Source organism: Photobacterium makurazakiensis, assembly GCF_050336715.1.
GTDB classification, from domain to species: Bacteria; Pseudomonadota; Gammaproteobacteria; order Enterobacterales; family Vibrionaceae; genus Photobacterium; species Photobacterium makurazakiensis.
This window is the reverse complement of sequence record NZ_JAKJSJ010000028.1, coordinates 47,112-64,774: the sequence shown is the minus strand read 5'-3', so window position 1 is coordinate 64,774 and position 17,663 is coordinate 47,112. Positions and strand designations below refer to the sequence as shown.

Here is a 17,663-nt window from a genome sequence, read left to right as displayed (position 1 = left end):
ATTCCGCCATTTCATTTATTCAAAGCCAACTTCTCTGAACCCAAAATCACTACAAAACCAGCAACAAGCAAAAAAACGCATGGGACATGCATCAACAAGCATAGCCAGAAAGTATGAAATTCAAACAAGTAATAGACTAAAAACCATGCGAAATATGACGTAATAAGCCACCAAACACCACAACAAATAAAATTTTCAGCTTAATTTTATAATAAGATCATTCCAATCAACCAATTAAACCATTTTCAATTCATTTTCATTATATTCCAACAGGGAATCATAAGTATCAAAAATAGTTAATGTATTAATTTACCCTCCCATCGAATATGAACCAAGCTGAGTATGATTTTATCAAACACGAGGTTGCTCTATGGAAGGATTAACTTATCGCCAGTCATCCAGATTTTTGGATATGGCAACAATGGGAATAAAAAAAGGTGAAGTAGAAGCCTTTATGGCACTCGATAACCGAGCAAGTTGGATTGATGCACAATTAAGTGCTCCATTTGCTAATCACACCGAGCAACTCAATTATCAAGCACAACAACGAGGAACATCAACCCTAACGCAAGAAATGCGTGTGTGTGCTTGGTTTGATATTGCGCTATGGCGTGAAGATCAGCTACGTCAAAGGATGGCTTTTGCACTCAGCCAAATTGTGGTTGTCGGCGATCGTGATGCTCAGTTAGCGCCCTACCCTGCAGAAATGGCGAATTACTATGATCTTCTCACTCAATACGCATTCAGCGATTACAAAACGCTACTCTATCATGTAACGCGATCCCCCATTATGGGCCACTTCCTAACGATGGTAGGTAACCTGCCAAAAAGTCAGACAGGGGTTAACCCTGATCAAAATTACGCCCGCGAAGTGATGCAGCTTTTTACTATAGGGCTTGAAGAGCTTAACTTGGATGGCACTAAAAAGCTTGATTCAGACGGGCTACCTATCCCGACCTATGATGACCAAGATATTGAAGGTATGGCACGCGTATTCACAGGGTGGTTTATGAGTGGCAGCAGCATGTCTGAGCCAATGGTTGCTTACGATGATTCCCATGATATGGATGAAAAAAATATCCTTGGAAATTATTTCCCCGCTGGGGTTGGAGCAGAAGCCGAGCTAGACCAAGCATTAGATATGTTAGTGAACCACTCCAATACAGCGCCTTTTATTAGTACATTACTCATAAAACGCTTTGTCACATCAAACCCAAGACCTGAATATGTTGCGCGTGTGGCATCTGTATTCCGCAATACCTCGGGTGATCTCGGTGAGGTCATAAAAGCCATTTTAACCGATGATGAAGTATTAAAAGAGAATGATCTTCATGTGGCGAAGGTAAGAGAGCCTATATTGGCAATGACCTACTTCTATCGTGCTATGGATGCTTATCCAGGAAAAAATGGCGACATTATCTATAACCCAATGAACTATCAAGAAACCTTTGGGCAGTATCCTTTGGGTTCACCCTCTGTCTTTAACTTTTATTCACCAGACCATAGCCCTCAGGGTGAGTTGATGGATGCAGGGTTAACTGCCCCTGAACTTGAACTGATTGACTGGACACAAATTATAAAAGTTAGCAACGTAATCTATCGTACCGTCTTAGATTATGGGCAAGACAGGAACAAAACTAACAATAAACAAGAAATGTATGTTGCCCCTGTTGATATGGAAGGTGCCGCGAATAACGAAGACAAAGCGGCATTAATGAGCCTTATCCAAGACCGATTCTTACACGGCACTATGGCGCCTGAACTAGAGGAACGTATCAGCAATATTTACGACATCCATGACCGAAAATATTGGGCAGTTCCTAAAATGGTGTTCTTCGCGTTAGCTTCCCCTAGTTTCATGGTTCAGGAGTGATAAATATGAGTATATCCCGTCGACAATTTCTAAAAGGCTCAGCTATCGCATCGGTATCAACAGCCCTGCCTTTATCACTTACCTTACCCCATAACGCTTTTGCAGCAGAGAGCGGTGACTATAAAGCGATTGTTTGCCTGTTCCTTTATGGTGGTAGCGATTCATTTAATATGATTGTCCCTACGTCAGGCGCAAACTACGACAACTACAGTGCAGCTCGCCCTGACATTCACCTCACCAACGCTGAAATGCTCAATATACCTAACACTGAATCAGGACAGCCTTTATCCATCAATGGCAGCATGCCTAATATAGCCCAGATGATGGCTGACGGAGCTGCAACTGCCGTCGTCAATGTGGGGACATTATTAGAACCCACGAATTCCGCTAATTTAAGCTCGGTAAAAAAACCGCCAAACCTTGGTGCACACAACAGACAGCAAGAAGCATGGCAAGTGGCATGGAATAACACCGAATACCATTCATATGGCTGGGCTGGCATGATGATGGACTTGTTAGCCAATGAAGCTGCGACTGTTTCTGAAAGCCTATCGATGTCTGGCAATTCATTGTTAGGAGGGCAAAACAACCAAGATCTTCGTATTAGCAGTGATGGTGTTAGGGCAATGGATGCTTTAGGCCATTCAGGCACCCTTAATAACAATGTGACAAAAATGGTAGAGGCCCCTTACGGCTCTGAGTTCTCCCGTGCATATTTGTCTCGTCTGCAAGGTGTTATTGATTTTCAAGGTGAACTCGATGCCGTCATGAATTCCTACCCAGCTGATGAGTCAATTCCGGCTGGTTACCTCGGCAATCAATGCCGTATGGTGAAGCGGATGATGCAAGCCAGCCAAGAACTCAACCACCAACGTCAGATCTTTTTCATTACTCTCGGCGGTTTTGATAACCACGGCAACCAACGTGGTAAACATGACGATCTACTCGCACAAATTGATACTGTTTTAAGCGCTTTTTACCGTTCACTGGATAACGAGGGTTTACACGACAAAGTGACGACTTTTACAATGTCAGACTTCGGTAGAACCATTGAAAATAACAGTAACCGCGGAACAGATCATGGCTGGGGCAGTAATCAACTAATTCTAGGTGGTGCAGTCAACGGCGGGAAAACTTACGGTACCTACCCTGAGTTTATCCGTGATGGTATAGATGCCAATGGCAATAAATTCATCCCATCAACATCATCAGAACAGTTAGCCGCAACACTGTGTAAATGGTTTGGTCTTTCTGACACCAGTGTTGACTATATTTTCCCGAGCTTAAACCCAGCCAATGAAAACCCATTTAGCAGCCGCTACCTTGGATTTTTAGGCGAGGCCTCTACACCACCAGCAGTGCCAGCCAAGTTAGCCATTGCTGCAGTAGCTGCATCTGAAACACGGGTTGATCACACGCCTGAAATGGCAGTCGATGGCGACAGTGTGACTAAGTGGACAGCACATGGAGAGGGTATAACCTATACCCTTGAACTCGAAACTCCTGCCACTCTTAGTGAGCTCAAGTGGTCGCAAGCCAAAGGCGATATGCGTCAGTACTTTATTGATATCGCAGTAAGTAGCGATGGAACCAATTTTAGTACCCTTTCGAGTATCGTCACACCAGGAACAACAACTGGCTTGATTAGCTTCCCAATGACAGCAGCAAACGTAAAATATGTTCGCTTAACCTGTAATGGCAATAATGATCCCGCAGGCGGCCGCTGGGTGGGCTGGAATAACTTCCAAGAAATAGAAGTGTGGGGTGTTTAACCCCTGACTCATTCTCAATTATAAGGGCCGTTAAGGCCCTGCTTTTTTATCGCGTTTCTTGTTAGGAAGGTGGAGCATAAACGTCGCCCCTTCACCAAGCACTGAATCGACTTTAATCCTCGCTTTAAGCGACTCTACCATCACTTTTACCATCGCAAGTCCCAAGCCGTAGCCCGACTTTGTTCGGCTCTGATCAACTCGGTACAAGCGCTTAAAAATCAATTCATGATGTTCTGGCGCAATACCGACACCATTATCGCCGACACTCAAAAATACCTCGGTACCTTGATCCCCGCAGGCTAAACGAATCATCCCGCCTTCAGGCGTATACTTAAAACTATTGTCGATAAGGTTAACAATAATTTGCATCAATCGGTTAGGTTCCGTTTCAACCTGACAGGGCTTAAGCCCAGACAGATCCAAACTCATTGACCGGTCTTCTGCTAACTCTTCATACCAAGAAGCAACCTCAGCTATCAATTGAGATAAATTAACGTTCTGATAAACAATCGAAGATTTACTTGCTGCTTCATCATTAATTTTCATCAATGTATTGAGCATATCACTCGCTTGCTGGGCTGACTCGGCACAATCAGATAAGGCGCTAGTTAACTGTTCATTTGATGGTGGGGTCGTGCCTGTTAATGTTTTCTCTGTGCTTAATATAATTCGGGAAAGCGGTGTTCTTAAGTCGTGGGCAATAGCATCTAACGTATTATCCATACTTGATATAGTCGCCTGCAGGCGACCGTGCACCAGTTCAAGGCTATGGTTCAATACTGACAGCCTATCTTCTGCTTTAGTCACCCCTATTTCCGGTGAAGCGACCGCCCATTCACTTGCTTGATCCAATGTTTTCGCTAACTTATGTATCGGTGACAATGTCGATGCCAACAAGCGCCAGACGATCAATGAGATCATCGCGCATAGCAGTGCCAATGCACCCACCATAATCAACCACTGCATAAACAGCAGATGTAGACGCGGGTGAACATTTAAAATCAGCCAAAAATCTTGTTGCTGTCCATTTAACTGCAAGGTCAAATAATGGGGCTCAATCAGTAACTGATACCAGCTGCGTGCATCAAGCTGGTAATAATCGAGGGCAATGTCGATATTTTGTTGTTTAGCACCCGCAATATACTGCGGGGTAGCTTCTTTATTTTGGCTGAGGGCTACAGCGGTAATAGCATTTTCGATTAGCCGTTCAGGGTTACCTTCGAGTACATGTATTAGTTTTTCATCCGACTCATATTTCAAAATCCGTTGATATTCTTCCCCCATTGAAGTGAGTAGTTTTTTATCAACACCATCCAGAGAGTAAACCTGCATCAGACCTATCCCGAGCAAAATAACAACAAAGCATAGGGTTACGGTTGCCACAAAACGGCCAAATAACCACCGCTGGGCTAAACGGGTTGATTGTTCAGCTCTCATACTTAAGGACATAACCTACCCCACGTATGGTGTGGATCAAAGGTTGTGCGAAGCCTTTGTCAACCTGTGCCCTCAAACGGCAGACTAAAACGTCGACCACATTGGTTTGCGGATTGAACTGGTAACCCCATATCTTTTCTAAAATAATAGTTTTCGAAAACACCCGCTCAGGTTGCTGCATTAATAATTGGAGCAAATCGAACTCTCGTTGCTTAAGCAGAATTTCTTTTCCTTGGCGGAAAAGCTTTCGGGTAAGGAGATCAAGGGTAAGATCGTTATAAACTAATTGGCTCTGGCTATTGGTCGGCATTTGACGACGAAGCAAAGTTTGGCAGCGAGCAGCAAGTTCAGCAAAAGCAAACGGCTTCACGAGATAATCATCGGCTCCCGACTGCAAGCCTTGGACTTTCTCTTCAACCAAGTGTCGAGCACTCAAAATAATAATAGGAACTTGATAACCTTCACCTCGCAAGCGACGCAATACATCCATACCATCCCAAGTCGGTAGCATCAAATCCAAGATGACTAAATCAAACTCATCTTGTGTCGCCAGCATATAACCCTGCTTACCATCGGCAATACAGCTAACATTAAACCCCATTTCTTCAAAGCCTTGCTTCAAAAAATTGCTGATATGGCTGTCATCTTCGATCACTAAAATATTCATCTTGCATCCTGCTTACCACCATTCCTTTTTACGATACTACATGATGACAACATTTCACTTCATTACAAACATGTAATGTTTCGACAAGGTTGCAGTAATTCTCGGCGGATATTGTTATCTCATCGCAACAACGAATCTAATTCAAAGAATCAATACAACAACCTAATTATTGAAACCGATTAAGGAAAGATCATGAAATTGAATATTGTACTTGCCGCAACACTACTAGCCGCTTCAAGCTCTGTATTGGCAGACGACAAAATCTCGACAATTACCCAGCTATCATCGGCGACAGCCTTCGAGTTAGCCAATGCAGCTGTAGGTCAATGCGCCAAAGATGGCTATAACGTGTCTGCAACGGTAGTCGATGTTTCTGGCCGAGTTCAAGCCCAGCTTCGTTACGATAATGCTAGCCCACACACCCTAGAGAGCTCACGCCAGAAAGCCTTTACCGCCGTGAGCATGAAGCAACCAACGGCCAACCTTATGAAGCTAGTCGCCGAAAAACCGTTGATGGATCCACTACGTGATATGGACGACAACCTGCTATTCCTGGCTGGCGGCCTACCGGTTGAGTATAAAGGTCAGATTGTAGGCGCGATTGGTGTCGGTGGCGCACCAGGCGGCCACCTTGATGTCATTTGTGCTGAAGCTGCGATTAAAACAGTGATGAAGTAAGACAAGAGTAATCAATAGTACAAATACAACAAAGCCCAGCATTCGCTGGGCTTTGTTTTTACAAGAACATTTAAAGGTGCTAGATGATCTCTTTAAAATTGAAGATTTTCTCTTGCATCTTATCTAAGATAATTTCAAAGCGCTGGTTTTCTGGGTTCGCAATTTGAATTTCGCCATCATATTGAATAGGGTTATCCAAAACTGCATTACAAGTAAATGCAACGGTATAATTACCTGCTGGAATATAACCAAATGCATAATCGCCATTATCGTCTACTGAAACTGATGCATAAGGGAAAACGGCATTTTCGGGTAAAACCGTATCTTGATCGTAATCAGGGTCATGAATATCAACATTATCAATTAACGGCTCACCATCATGCCCATGATCTTCATATAAATAAACAAAGTTACCGCTGTTAGCATCACAATCAATGCCAGCAGAGAATAAAGCTGGATCGACATTTCCCCACAAAGAAGCGGCTGCACTGTTATCTATGATCGTAATACCATGAGGTTTAAGGTTGTAACCATTATTGTTATTACCATTTCCACGAAGAACTAATGATTTACGTAAATCAAATTCGATGGTAAAGCTTTGTACTGTTTCAGTGTCTACTTCAAAACCGCCAAGTTTTAATTTATTACTTGGGATTTTTAGATTATGGGTTCCATTATCTTCAACCCAGTTCATGTTGCCTGATTTGGTGTGGATGATCATTTCTTTGTAACTACCAACCGGAATCTCTTCCTCGGTAATAATGAGTGCAGCATCAGTACCTTGATAGTCTAACAAATCAATCTGTTGATAATCATTACCTTGATCGTCAGTGTCGACATCAATGATATAAGATTTACCATTTTCATGCTTTAATTCAATTTTATCGAAGGCAACAACGACTTCAGAAGCTGAATCTACTGGTGCATCTGAAACACTGAATGAAACTTTAGCCGTTTGCGGTGTATTCTCGTCTGAGCTACTGCCACCACAGGCAGAAAGCAACACTGCTGTTGCTAATACCGATAATGATTTATAAAAGGTCATGATAATCTCCAAGTCTGGAGCAACTTTACAGCTTTTATTTTATCCATTTCAATATGCCAGATTAATACTGACATGAAACTGACATTTAATATGGAACTTATTCTATTAAATCAATTTTTAATATTGCCTAGATATAAATACACAAAAGCACTTATTTACCCCTCTATAAAAAAATAAATAAATGCCACATCATATCAGGTCAAGTTAATCTCATCTTTTTAATGAATTTACTGAAGGGATTTTAAAGTAACCATTCGGTAATTGCCCTGCTCGAATATTTACTTGAACAGAGGGATAAAGCAATTTAGGTACATTTAGCTGGGCATCACGTTGGGTACGAAATACAACAAACTCGTCTTTCGCCATTGTGCTAGGAATATGTACATTCTGTTTTTTACTCTCAGACACTGTGACTTGGTACCTAAGCTCCCGACCACCAGGTTGATAGTCATGGCACATCCACAAAATAGTCTCATTCGGTAATTGATATAACAGCGAAATGCTGTCATATAGCTGCTCTGCATTACCTCCTGGAAAATCACACCTTGCTGAGCCAAAGTCTGGCATAAATATGGTATCACCAACAAAAGCATTACCCTCAATAAGGTAAGTAACACTATCACTCGTGTGACCAGGGGTTGAAAGTACCTTTCCGGCTAAGTGACCGAATGAAAACACCTCATTATCAACGAAGCGATGATCAAAGCCATCATGCCCAGCACTAAATAAATCATCCCCAAGATCAAGACTGGCCTTAAAGTATTCTTGAACTTGATCAATACCTTGCCCAACACCAATTTTTCCACCCAGACATTTTTTCAAATAGCTTGCTGCTGATAAGTGATCAGCATGGGCATGGGTTTCTAAAATCCAAACGATTGTCAGGTCATTAACCTCGATAAAATCAACTAGTTGATCGGCAAATTCAGCACTAACTTCACCGGAGCTGAAATCAAAATCTAGGGCGCTATCAATAACAATGCAGTGACCACCTTCCTGATCGAAAACCACATAACTAATTGTCGATGTCGAAGTATGATAAAACGCTTGAATATGAGCCGCCATAAGTTCACCTTCGTAAAATTAGTAACCGTTGCAATGCTAAGTGTAGTTGGCAATGCGCTTAACCATCCCCCACAGCCCCCTCTTTACCAAGGTCCTATCGATGGGGCTTTTAAATCACAGCTTTATACAACTTCTGAATTATCGTAACCTGACACATTCAACAATTAACAAGTGCCCATCATGACGAAAATCTATCAGCCTCTTTTTGATAACGATAATCCACCCGGTGAGATTTTTTTCGGTCATGAGGTTTTCCTACCAAACACGACAACACCAAGCCACGTTCATCCCTGGGGACAGCTGCAGCTTATCAATGGCGGTATTTTAGAGCTACGCGCTGAGAAGAAGCGTTTTCTATCCCCTTCACAATATGCGGTATGGGTGCCTGCGGGGATTGAGCATGAAAGTTACATGCGTCGTAGCATGAATTATTGCTCGATGAATATCATTAAACCGCTTGCAGCGCCTCTGCCGAGCTATCCATGTTTACTTGAGGTGACCCCGATTATGGAAGCGATTGTTACCGATCTTAAACAACGTCGGATCACCGTCCCTGAAACCGAGGAAGATCAACGCTTGGTTAAAGTCCTATTAGACCAGGTTTACAAAGCCAAAGAACACGAACAGTTTTTGCCGAACACCAACGACAAGCTATTGAAACCTATTCTAAAAGATCTTGAACTTAACCCCACGACAGAAAAAAGCCTCAAAGAGTGGGCGGAAGAGTTACACACAACAGAACGAACACTCGCCCGCCATTGTCAGGATAAGCTCGGTATGAGCTTTACTGAATGGCGCCAACGCCGTAAGTTTGTTTACTCATTGCATTTACTCCGTAAGGGCTTATCTGTAAAAGAAATTGCTCTTACGCTGGGTTATCACCAAGCTTCACCATTTATTACCCTATTCAAGAGACATGCGCACTGCACCCCAGAGCAATATCGCCAAAAGTTTTCATCGGCAATAGAGCAGTCAGGAAAATAACCTCGATTACATATCGCGAGAACTTTTTCACTTGGCTTTGAAAGTTCCCTTCTATTGTTCGGTCTGTATTAATAGCGCGATGGAGGGGTAAATGAAGCGGCTCATTCTAATTTTATACGGACTTATCTTCACTCTGCCGTTAGGCATGCATGCTGCATCGCTTAACGGCTTTTCCTTAGATAGATCCATCATACCGACTACTGAAATCTTACCTGGCGGCCCAGGCAAAGATGGAATTCCAGCGATTCTTAACCCCACGTTTATTTCAGCGAGCCAAGCAACTTACCTGAAGTCACACGACCCAATCTTAGGACTCTCGCTCAATGGTCAACACAGAGCCTATCCGATTAAAATCATGGATTGGCATGAAGTGGTTAACGATAAAGTAAATGGTCACCATTTTGTAATCAGCTATTGCCCATTATGCGGCTCAGGCATGGCGTTCAATGCGACATTGAGTAGTCGAAATCTAACGTTTGGTGTTTCCGGCCTACTTTATAATTCAGATGTATTACTTTACGACCACCAAACCCAATCGCTTTGGTCGCAAATAAGAGGACAAGCGATTACAGGCGCTTCAGCAGGCCAACGCCTCACACAAATTCCTTTAACACTTACTCAATGGCAGCGTTGGCAAGCTATGCATCCAGAAACATTGGTGCTATCAACCGATACAGGATTCAGACGTAACTATCAGCAAAACCCATATGCCGATTATCAACGTTCCCCACAATTATTTTTCCCCGTTGCCAATAAGGCACCGAGTACCTACTCGACTAAAGAAACAGTCATGGGTTTTAAAGGCAAAGATCGTGTTATTGCATTTCCATTCTCTGAACTCTATAAATACGGGAAAGCGCAGTTCACCTATTCATTTGAAGGGAAAGAGATCACAGTTCATTTTGACAAAAAGAGTCAATCCGCTTGGGTGACAGATAAAGAAGGTAAACAGGTCTCATCCACATTACTCTATTGGTTTGCTTGGTATGCATTTTACCCCGACACCCTACTATATAAAGCACCAACAGAGTAACTCATTACGCAGTCGCGATTTTAATCGCGAAAAGAATACAACTAATTAAAGCTTTAAACCAACAGTCAATGCCACTTGTTCCGGCTTATAATTTTTATGGCCAATGTCATAATTTAATACTTCATTAGAAACATCAAAATATAATGGACCTGCAACTAAACGTAAGCCAATGCCATAGTAAGTATTTGTATCACTGTAGCTACTTTGATAGCAGTGCTTTTTCGAGCACCAATAATAGTCTTCTTTTGAGTGATGAAAGCCTACGGATACATAAGGTTTCATTGAAATACTATGAGTCAGTTGAAATGCATAACCTAAATCGGCACCCAGTTTAAAAGTTTCGAAATCAAGTGCTTCATCACGAGAATCGTAATCAGACTGCTCATAAGAAAGCGTCATACCCACAATACGGTTAAAGTCATATCCTCCTTCGAACTTAATACCTGAATCGGTATCAATACTACCGAAGTCTGTACTAGATACACCAATACCAAACCTTGGACCCGTGTAATAATCATAGTGGTGTGCATTCGCTATCGATGACATTGCAATTAGTGAAAACACTGCTGTTATTTTAATAATTTGTTGGATCATATATAGAACTTAAAGTAGAGAATTGAGTGATGGCTATAACTAGGTAGCCTCAACGAATGAAAGGATTATCTACTAGTTCAATAAAAAAATACTGTTCAAAAGATGAAAATAACAAAAATATGACATAAGAAAACAACCTAAACCTTTATTTGCTTGTATGTAATTTATACAAAAGTTTAGTAATTAAAGCTCAGTTGTAGGCAAGGTAATTAAACGCTCGCACTTGTTTTAAATTTGAAAGACATCGCCACTTTAGATATAAATCCTTTAATAGAAACAACCGTTTTTCAGTTTGGATATAAAGTCACTAAATATTTAATTTATGACCAAAATAGGGAGCCAAAGCTCCCTATTTCATGGTGTCTACGCTTAATTACTTAACCGCGATAACTTCAATTTCGACTTTAGCATCAAGCGGTAATCGTGCAACTTCCACACAACTACGTGCAGGACAGTTGTCACCAAAAAAATCTGCGTAAACCTCATTCACTGCCGTAAAATCATTCAGATCTTTAACGAATACCGTTGCTTTAACAATATTTACTTTTGTCATACCAGCTTCCGCTACAATAGCGTCAACATTCGCGAGAGATTGTTTCGCTTGCTCTTCAACCGTTTCAGGCATTGTGCCTGTTTTAGGGTTCAGCGGTAGTTGACCAGAAGTAATTAACATATTACCAATAAGTTTAGCTTGAACGTAAGGGCCAACCGCTGCTGGCGCATTAGCCGTATTAATCGTTTTCGTCATTGTAGTTCCCTGTATATCGCTTCAGATAGCAGCAATATTACCTACTTAACTGGGGAAATGTTTACTCAGTATTCTTCTAATATACAAGTCATGTGGAATTTTTTTCTCCATAAATCAGGTTTTATTCATACCAATAAGAAACACGTTACACATTGAGGCGAGCAGCTGTCATTTAAAATGTAAAATAGTGTCAAAATAGGCGACTATTTTGTTTCAATCATTACAATACTGGAAAAGATCATTTTAATGCAAAAGGATTAGCAATAATGAAAGTGCAAGATCTAGTTTTGCGAGTTGCTTGCTTTGTTATTTGCACACCCACAATCGCTGTTAGTGTTGGATTTATTGCCTGCCATATTTCAGATGCAAACGGCATTTAATTTAATCGACAAGCAAAAAAACGCCAGCGCAAAAAGCACTGGCGTTTATAAAGATAAGATCTGAGCTTAAGCTAACTCAGCTTTACTCTCACCAACCTTCAGTGTACGAATCGGCTTCGCTGGAGAGCCAGCACATACGGTATTCGGCGGTAAATCTTTTACCACAACGCTTCCAGCACCAATTACCACATTATCACCAATCGTTACCCCAGGGCAGATTGTCGCATTAGCACCAATCCAAACATCATTGCCAATAGTAATTGCTTTCGCAAACTCTTCACCCGCAGCTCGTTCAACAGGATCGAGAGGGTGACCAGCCGTTGCAATCACTACACCAGGGGCTAATAGACAGTTGTCACCAATGATTATCGGCGCACAGTCTAAAATCGTACAACCATGGTTAGCGTAAAAACCTTTACCTGTTTGAATGTTATAGCCGTAATCGCAATAAAATGGTGACTCAACCCATGCATCACTCTCATGACCAAATAACTCATTAATCACCCCCTGACGAGTCTCTTTCTCAGTTGGGCAAGTCTGATTAAGCGTGAAACATAGTTTCTTAGCTTTCTGCCGTTCTTTTACCAGTACATCATCCCACGCTTGATACATTAGCCCCGAGATCATTTTTTCTTTTTCAGACAACGCCATTCTTCTACCTAATACACCTAAAAAAATTAACGGTTTTATTATGTATTTTATCCAGCAAAGATCTCTGATTATTGGCTTTTTATGTTGAAAAGAGTTGAGCTCGTCACATTCAGTGCAGATGGTAATCATGCGAGCTTCATCTACTGATTACGAGAGCATAATTTTTGCGCCAAGCAAGGTGAATAAACCGCCAGTAATGTAATCAACAACTGATGAGATTTTCTTATAGACCTGCTTTGCCAATGGGTGTGAAAAGGAATATGCCAAGAACAAGTGCCAGATAAGGGTGATAGAAGCCATTATTATCATAATATTGAGCATCATGGCCACGCTGATATCCCTTGGTACAGATACACTGAACAAGCTGACAATGAAAAAACCAGTCTTCGGGTTTAATATGCTCGTCAGAAATGCCGTGCAGGTTAACTTCAATTTAGTCGGTGATTGCTGATAAACAAATGGCTCTCCAGCCTCTAATAGATTACGTTGCTTTCGAGTGCGGTAGAGTTGACTCAATCCGAGATATACAAGGTAACAACCACCAACGATTTTCATCACAGTAAACAACTGCGGATAGAGGGTTAATATCACCATCAAGCCAGAGGCTCCGAAAAAGGCCCATAGCAAAATAGCTAAACTCACACCTAAAGCTGAATACCTTGCCAAACTTCTGTCATGGTTCAACGCGGTATTGATCGTTAACAAGACATTCGCACCTGGCGTCATCACAGCCAAAACCCAGATCACCACCACATGGGCGATAACAACCCCATACTCCATTCCCTGTCATCCCTCTATTTAGTTGTTAAGCTGCTAAGCCGCTGTACGTTCTAACCGTATTTACTAATATTTGGCGATGATAATCACTTGCTAGAGCGATTAATGAGTCCAAAATCACAACGCTATGATATACCGCTATAAATGGAAGTACCTATAGTCCGCAATAAACCTATGTTTATCTGACGATTAATTTCAGCGCCTCTATTTCCCTCCCGCTAAATCAATGAATGAACCCGTTACATAGCTGGCTTCATCAGATAGTAGCCATACAATAGCATTCGCTACTTCCTCTGATGTCCCACCACGCTGTAACGGAATTTGCGGGCTTAACCGTTCAACTCTATTGGGTTCTCCACCATCTGCATGCATTTCGGTATGTATAAAACCAGGTCGAACACTATTAACTCGGATCCCTTTAGGAGCAAGCTCTATGGAAAGTCCTTTGGTTAGGCTGTCCATTGCCCCTTTTGAGGCTGCGTAATCAATGTATTCGTTTGGCGCCCCAGTTCTAGCAGCAGCCGAAGATACATTCACAATCGCTCCGCCATCAGGCATACGCTTAATGGCCTCACGGCAACAGAGAAAACAGCTGGTCACATTCGTGGTCAAAATGGTGTTGAAACGTTCTAGGCTAATATCAACCAAAGGTGTTTGGGTCAGTAGCATTCCCGCGTTATTAACTAAATGAGTCACCCTACCGAGCTGCTGCTCAGTTTGTTCAAAAAGACGGATAACGTCCTCTTCACTAGCAACATCAGCAGCGCAAGCTATAGCCTGTCCACCAGCAGCAATAATATCAGCAACAACCGCTTGCGCATCAGCTTCCCTTACACGGTAATTAACACAAACGGCATACCCGTTTGCAGCTAAAGATTTCGCTGTCGCAGCACCTATCCCTCGACTGCCCCCAGTAACCACGACCACTTTTTTGCTCATCATCTCGATTCCTTGTGCTTATGCCTTTGCTTATAGAAGCCAGGTTGTAACCTTATGCATTTAATCACGGTTAACCATCAAGATCACCCCTTCCAGTACAATTAACAAAGATTATAAGCAGTTGTTAATTAAAGAAAACACACGATATTCTTATAGTTTTCCATTTTTAATGGCTTTTCAACACGTATGCTCATTCCGATATAAAAACATCAATAAGATAAGAGAATCACAAGGTAAAACTGACACTCGAGAACTAGAAAGATTAGCGTGAAGGTAACAGGGATAAGGGATAAGGGATAATAGTTATGCCGGTAAAAGTTAAGTGGAAGAAACAATTAAAACTTACTTAGTTGAATAATGAAATACGAGGCTGCACCTATGGAGCAGTATAGATGAAGATACACCTACATCGTTCGGCAGCTTCGTATTCCTATTCACTTCAAACGGTTAGCCTTGGTTACTACAGGTGCCTTTTTCTGCCATCGAGAGCTTTATAACCTCAGATTTGCCAACGTCAGACTCCACTTTATTTAAGCCTGCACCGCCAACAAATGCCCCCATTTTCATGTACTGTTCAATAAAATACAGTTGTCCACTTTCTGCTAATAAGCTTACTTCATTAGCTGAAAACTCTGACTCAGTTGATACTGTCTGGTTTTTCCCACCTTCAACTTCATGATAGAAAAATACGCCCGGTGCCGTTTCACCAATACACTCATCTTCAATATAAATATCTTTCTTTAACGCTGCGCCAAAAACACTGTCGATTCGATAGACATAGATACCCGCCTTCCCCTCTGAAGGCATGTTGAATTCTTTCGCCTTTGTTGACTGTGAATCAGAAACCGTCGGTACTGATGCACAACCCGTCATTACCATTGCTGACATTAGGCTTAATAATAATTTCTTATTCATACTACTTTCCTTGTAATAACCTCGAGAAAGAAATAGTACAAACAGGTATCTGCTTTTAAAATAAATCTAAAAAAACAAATACGATAAATGCGGCGCACTACACATTCATAGATCCATACCCGAGACAATGGAGAAAGAGCATTAGCTAGATGATTAATTCCTATAGTGAAAACTCACAACAAATAAAAAAGCAGGCTACCAAGGCAGCCTACTTTTAAAATACTAATCGCAGAATGAGCTGTTATGCCGCTTGTTCAAGCTGCTTTAAGTTCGTGTATATTCTTTCTTCTGTCTTACCATCAAACAATAATGCATCAGCAATGTTGAAACCAACGTCAATCGTTTCACCTTCTTGGATACGGTATTGACGATCAACACAAAGTAAGAATTTATAGCCATTCGTAGAGCAATGAATAATACGGTCACTGCCTGTCGTTTCCACAAGATCAACCGAGGTCTGCCAACGCACATCTTTGGATTGACTGGCTTCCAAAATCGTCATTTTATCGGGACGAATACCCAATTTGTACACTCCACCAGATAGACCGTTATCAGAAGCAATGCCTATTGAAATACTCTCCATCAGCGCAGCCTGATCCCCTTCAACCAGCAATGGCATTATATTTGTTGGTGGCGCACCAATAAACGAGGCAACAAACACATTAGCAGGGTTATCATAAATTTCTTCAGGGCTAGCAAATTGCTGTAATACGCCACCTTTCATCACCGCAATCTTATCTGCCAATGTCAGAGCTTCGATCTGATCATGGGTAACATAAACAGTGGTATTACCAAGATTACGGTGCAGTTGTTTAATCTGTGCACGCATAGAGTTTCGAAGCTCAGCATCTAAATTTGAAAGTGGTTCATCCATCAAATAAATACCCGCATCACGTGCAATAGCCCGCCCCATTGCGACACGTTGTCGCTGGCCACCTGAAAGTTGCCCCGGTTTCTTATCCAAGTACTCTTGTAGCCTTAGCGTTTTTGCAACTTCTTCTGCGCGTTGATGGCGAGTACGCTTATCAACACCACGCAGCTCTAGGCTAAACGCAATGTTATCCCTGACACTCAGGTGTGGATATAGGGCATAATTTTGAAAGACAAAAGCTAGATCACGGTTTTGTGGTAACACATCATTCATGCGTTGATCGTTAATGATCAAGTCTCCGCCAGTGATCTCTTCCAGCCCAGCTATCATGCGCAGCAATGTCGACTTACCACAACCGGAAGGCCCTACGATCACTATAAACTCGCCGCTTTCTATCTTCATATTTACATCAAAGACAACCTGATTGCCTTCTTGGTAAGTCTTATCTACGTGCTGTAATGCAATTGCAGTCATGATTTTTTCTCCAACATAAAGGCTTCTCGGAGTTTTATCGCCATATCGGGACGATCTGTCGTGAAGGCATGAACACCATAATCAAGCGCAGTTTGAATCAATTCAGCAGTATGCGCGCCATAGCATCCATACTTTAATTCACTTGCTTCCACGGCTCGCTTAGTTTGCTTATCAAGCTGAGTAACATGAACCGAAACCTCATTCACACACAAAGATTGAGCTAGATCGATCATTATGTCAGTGCCCAATAGCCGTGATGAGTTCTTTGCCATCAGCCATATAGTGAACATTGTTGGGGCTTTTTCAGCTAGCTCTGCAAGTACTTCACAATTAAATGACGAAATAATAGTCTTCGATATCATGCCTGTTCGCTGCAAGATCTGCAGTACGCTATCGACAAGCCCAGCGTAAGGTACTTTATTTACATCGGCTTTTATTTCTAGTCGCATGATAATGTCGCTGCTACGGTATAACTCACATAGCTCTTCTAGCGTCATGATTCGTTGACCGCCAGAATAGTTCACGCTTCCCTTTGCTAATTCCTGCCATGTTTTATCATTAACGGGGCCTGTCATGTCCGTTGTACGATCCAGTGTTGCGTCATGGTGGACAACCACCACTCCATCTTTCGTTGGATGTACATCAAACTCAACTAATTCAACAGGTAATCGCAGCGTATTTTCAAATGCACGACGGCAGTTTTCTCCCCAAACCAGTGTGCCACCACGGTGTGAAGCGATTTGTGATTTCATCATATTCA

Annotated in this window: 17 protein-coding genes; 5 read left to right on the top strand and 12 right to left on the bottom strand. The window is 41.9% G+C overall.

What is annotated here, in order from left to right:
• The first annotated feature begins 370 nt into the window (after positions 1-370).
• Positions 371-1,873: a DUF1800 domain-containing protein gene (locus L4D09_RS13820; protein WP_428458094.1), complete on the top strand. Its 1,503-nt coding sequence runs from the start codon at positions 371-373 to the stop codon at positions 1,871-1,873.
• 5 nt (positions 1,874-1,878) lie between these two features.
• Positions 1,879-3,645: a DUF1501 domain-containing protein gene (locus tag L4D09_RS13815; protein WP_428458093.1), complete on the top strand. Its 1,767-nt coding sequence runs from the start codon at positions 1,879-1,881 to the stop codon at positions 3,643-3,645.
• A gap of 30 nt (positions 3,646-3,675) precedes the next feature.
• Here the strand turns inward: L4D09_RS13815 and L4D09_RS13810 are convergent, their stop codons facing one another.
• Positions 3,676-5,094, bottom strand: a complete 1,419-nt coding sequence (locus tag L4D09_RS13810) for a sensor histidine kinase (RefSeq protein WP_428458092.1) — start codon at positions 5,092-5,094, stop codon at positions 3,676-3,678.
• Positions 5,072-5,749, bottom strand: coding sequence for a response regulator (locus tag L4D09_RS13805; RefSeq protein WP_428458091.1), 678 nt, complete (start codon positions 5,747-5,749; stop codon positions 5,072-5,074). Before L4D09_RS13805 ends, L4D09_RS13810 begins: the two co-directional genes overlap by 23 nt.
• Before the next feature lie 192 nt (positions 5,750-5,941).
• Here L4D09_RS13805 and L4D09_RS13800 point away from each other — a divergent pair, with 192 nt between their 5' ends.
• Positions 5,942-6,427: a GlcG/HbpS family heme-binding protein gene (locus L4D09_RS13800; protein ID WP_428458090.1), complete on the top strand. Its 486-nt coding sequence runs from the start codon at positions 5,942-5,944 to the stop codon at positions 6,425-6,427.
• A gap of 79 nt (positions 6,428-6,506) precedes the next feature.
• Here L4D09_RS13800 and L4D09_RS13795 read toward each other — a convergent pair whose 3' ends face one another.
• Positions 6,507-7,472: a DUF4382 domain-containing protein gene (locus L4D09_RS13795; RefSeq protein WP_428458089.1), complete on the bottom strand. Its 966-nt coding sequence runs from the start codon at positions 7,470-7,472 to the stop codon at positions 6,507-6,509.
• 210 nt (positions 7,473-7,682) lie between these two features.
• A complete protein-coding gene (locus L4D09_RS13790; RefSeq protein ID WP_428458088.1) occupies positions 7,683-8,537 on the bottom strand; it encodes an MBL fold metallo-hydrolase in 855 nt (284 codons plus the stop codon).
• A gap of 180 nt (positions 8,538-8,717) precedes the next feature.
• On the opposite strand from L4D09_RS13790, the gene L4D09_RS13785 reads away from it, so the two are divergent.
• Entirely contained in the window at positions 8,718-9,521 is an 804-nt protein-coding gene (locus L4D09_RS13785) for an AraC family transcriptional regulator (protein WP_428458087.1), read from the top strand.
• 91 nt (positions 9,522-9,612) lie between these two features.
• Positions 9,613-10,554 (top strand): DUF3179 domain-containing protein, encoded by a 942-nt coding sequence (locus tag L4D09_RS13780; protein WP_428458086.1) that lies wholly within the window; start codon positions 9,613-9,615, stop codon positions 10,552-10,554.
• A gap of 45 nt (positions 10,555-10,599) precedes the next feature.
• On the opposite strand, the gene L4D09_RS13775 is transcribed toward L4D09_RS13780, so the two are convergent.
• The 8 genes from L4D09_RS13775 to L4D09_RS13740 form a co-directional block, all read right to left on the bottom strand.
• Positions 10,600-11,148 (bottom strand): porin family protein, encoded by a 549-nt coding sequence (locus L4D09_RS13775; protein WP_428458085.1) that lies wholly within the window; start codon positions 11,146-11,148, stop codon positions 10,600-10,602.
• A 373-nt stretch (positions 11,149-11,521) separates the two neighbouring features.
• Positions 11,522-11,896, bottom strand: coding sequence for a RidA family protein (locus L4D09_RS13770; RefSeq protein WP_428458084.1), 375 nt, complete (start codon positions 11,894-11,896; stop codon positions 11,522-11,524).
• A gap of 446 nt (positions 11,897-12,342) precedes the next feature.
• The gene (locus L4D09_RS13765) at positions 12,343-12,927 is read right to left on the bottom strand and encodes a sugar O-acetyltransferase (protein WP_428458083.1); all 585 of its coding nucleotides are present in this window, start codon (positions 12,925-12,927) and stop codon (positions 12,343-12,345) included.
• Between the two features lie 147 nt (positions 12,928-13,074).
• Complete coding sequence (locus L4D09_RS13760) at positions 13,075-13,707, bottom strand: LysE family translocator (RefSeq protein ID WP_428458082.1); 633 nt, start codon at positions 13,705-13,707, stop codon at positions 13,075-13,077.
• Between the two features lie 201 nt (positions 13,708-13,908).
• On the bottom strand, positions 13,909-14,643 hold the full coding sequence (locus tag L4D09_RS13755; protein ID WP_428458117.1) for a glucose 1-dehydrogenase: 735 nt from the start codon (positions 14,641-14,643) through the stop codon (positions 13,909-13,911).
• 447 nt (positions 14,644-15,090) lie between these two features.
• Positions 15,091-15,558 carry a DUF2846 domain-containing protein gene (locus tag L4D09_RS13750; RefSeq protein WP_428458081.1) on the bottom strand — a complete coding sequence of 156 codons (468 nt, stop codon included), beginning with the start codon at positions 15,556-15,558 and terminating at the stop codon, positions 15,091-15,093.
• Positions 15,559-15,799: 241 nt separating this feature from the next.
• Complete coding sequence (locus L4D09_RS13745; protein WP_428458080.1) at positions 15,800-16,903, bottom strand: ABC transporter ATP-binding protein; 1,104 nt, start codon at positions 16,901-16,903, stop codon at positions 15,800-15,802.
• Positions 16,900-17,658: a glycerophosphodiester phosphodiesterase gene (locus tag L4D09_RS13740; protein WP_428458079.1), complete on the bottom strand. Its 759-nt coding sequence runs from the start codon at positions 17,656-17,658 to the stop codon at positions 16,900-16,902. Before L4D09_RS13740 ends, L4D09_RS13745 begins: the two co-directional genes overlap by 4 nt.
• Between the last annotated feature and the right edge of the window lie 5 nt (positions 17,659-17,663).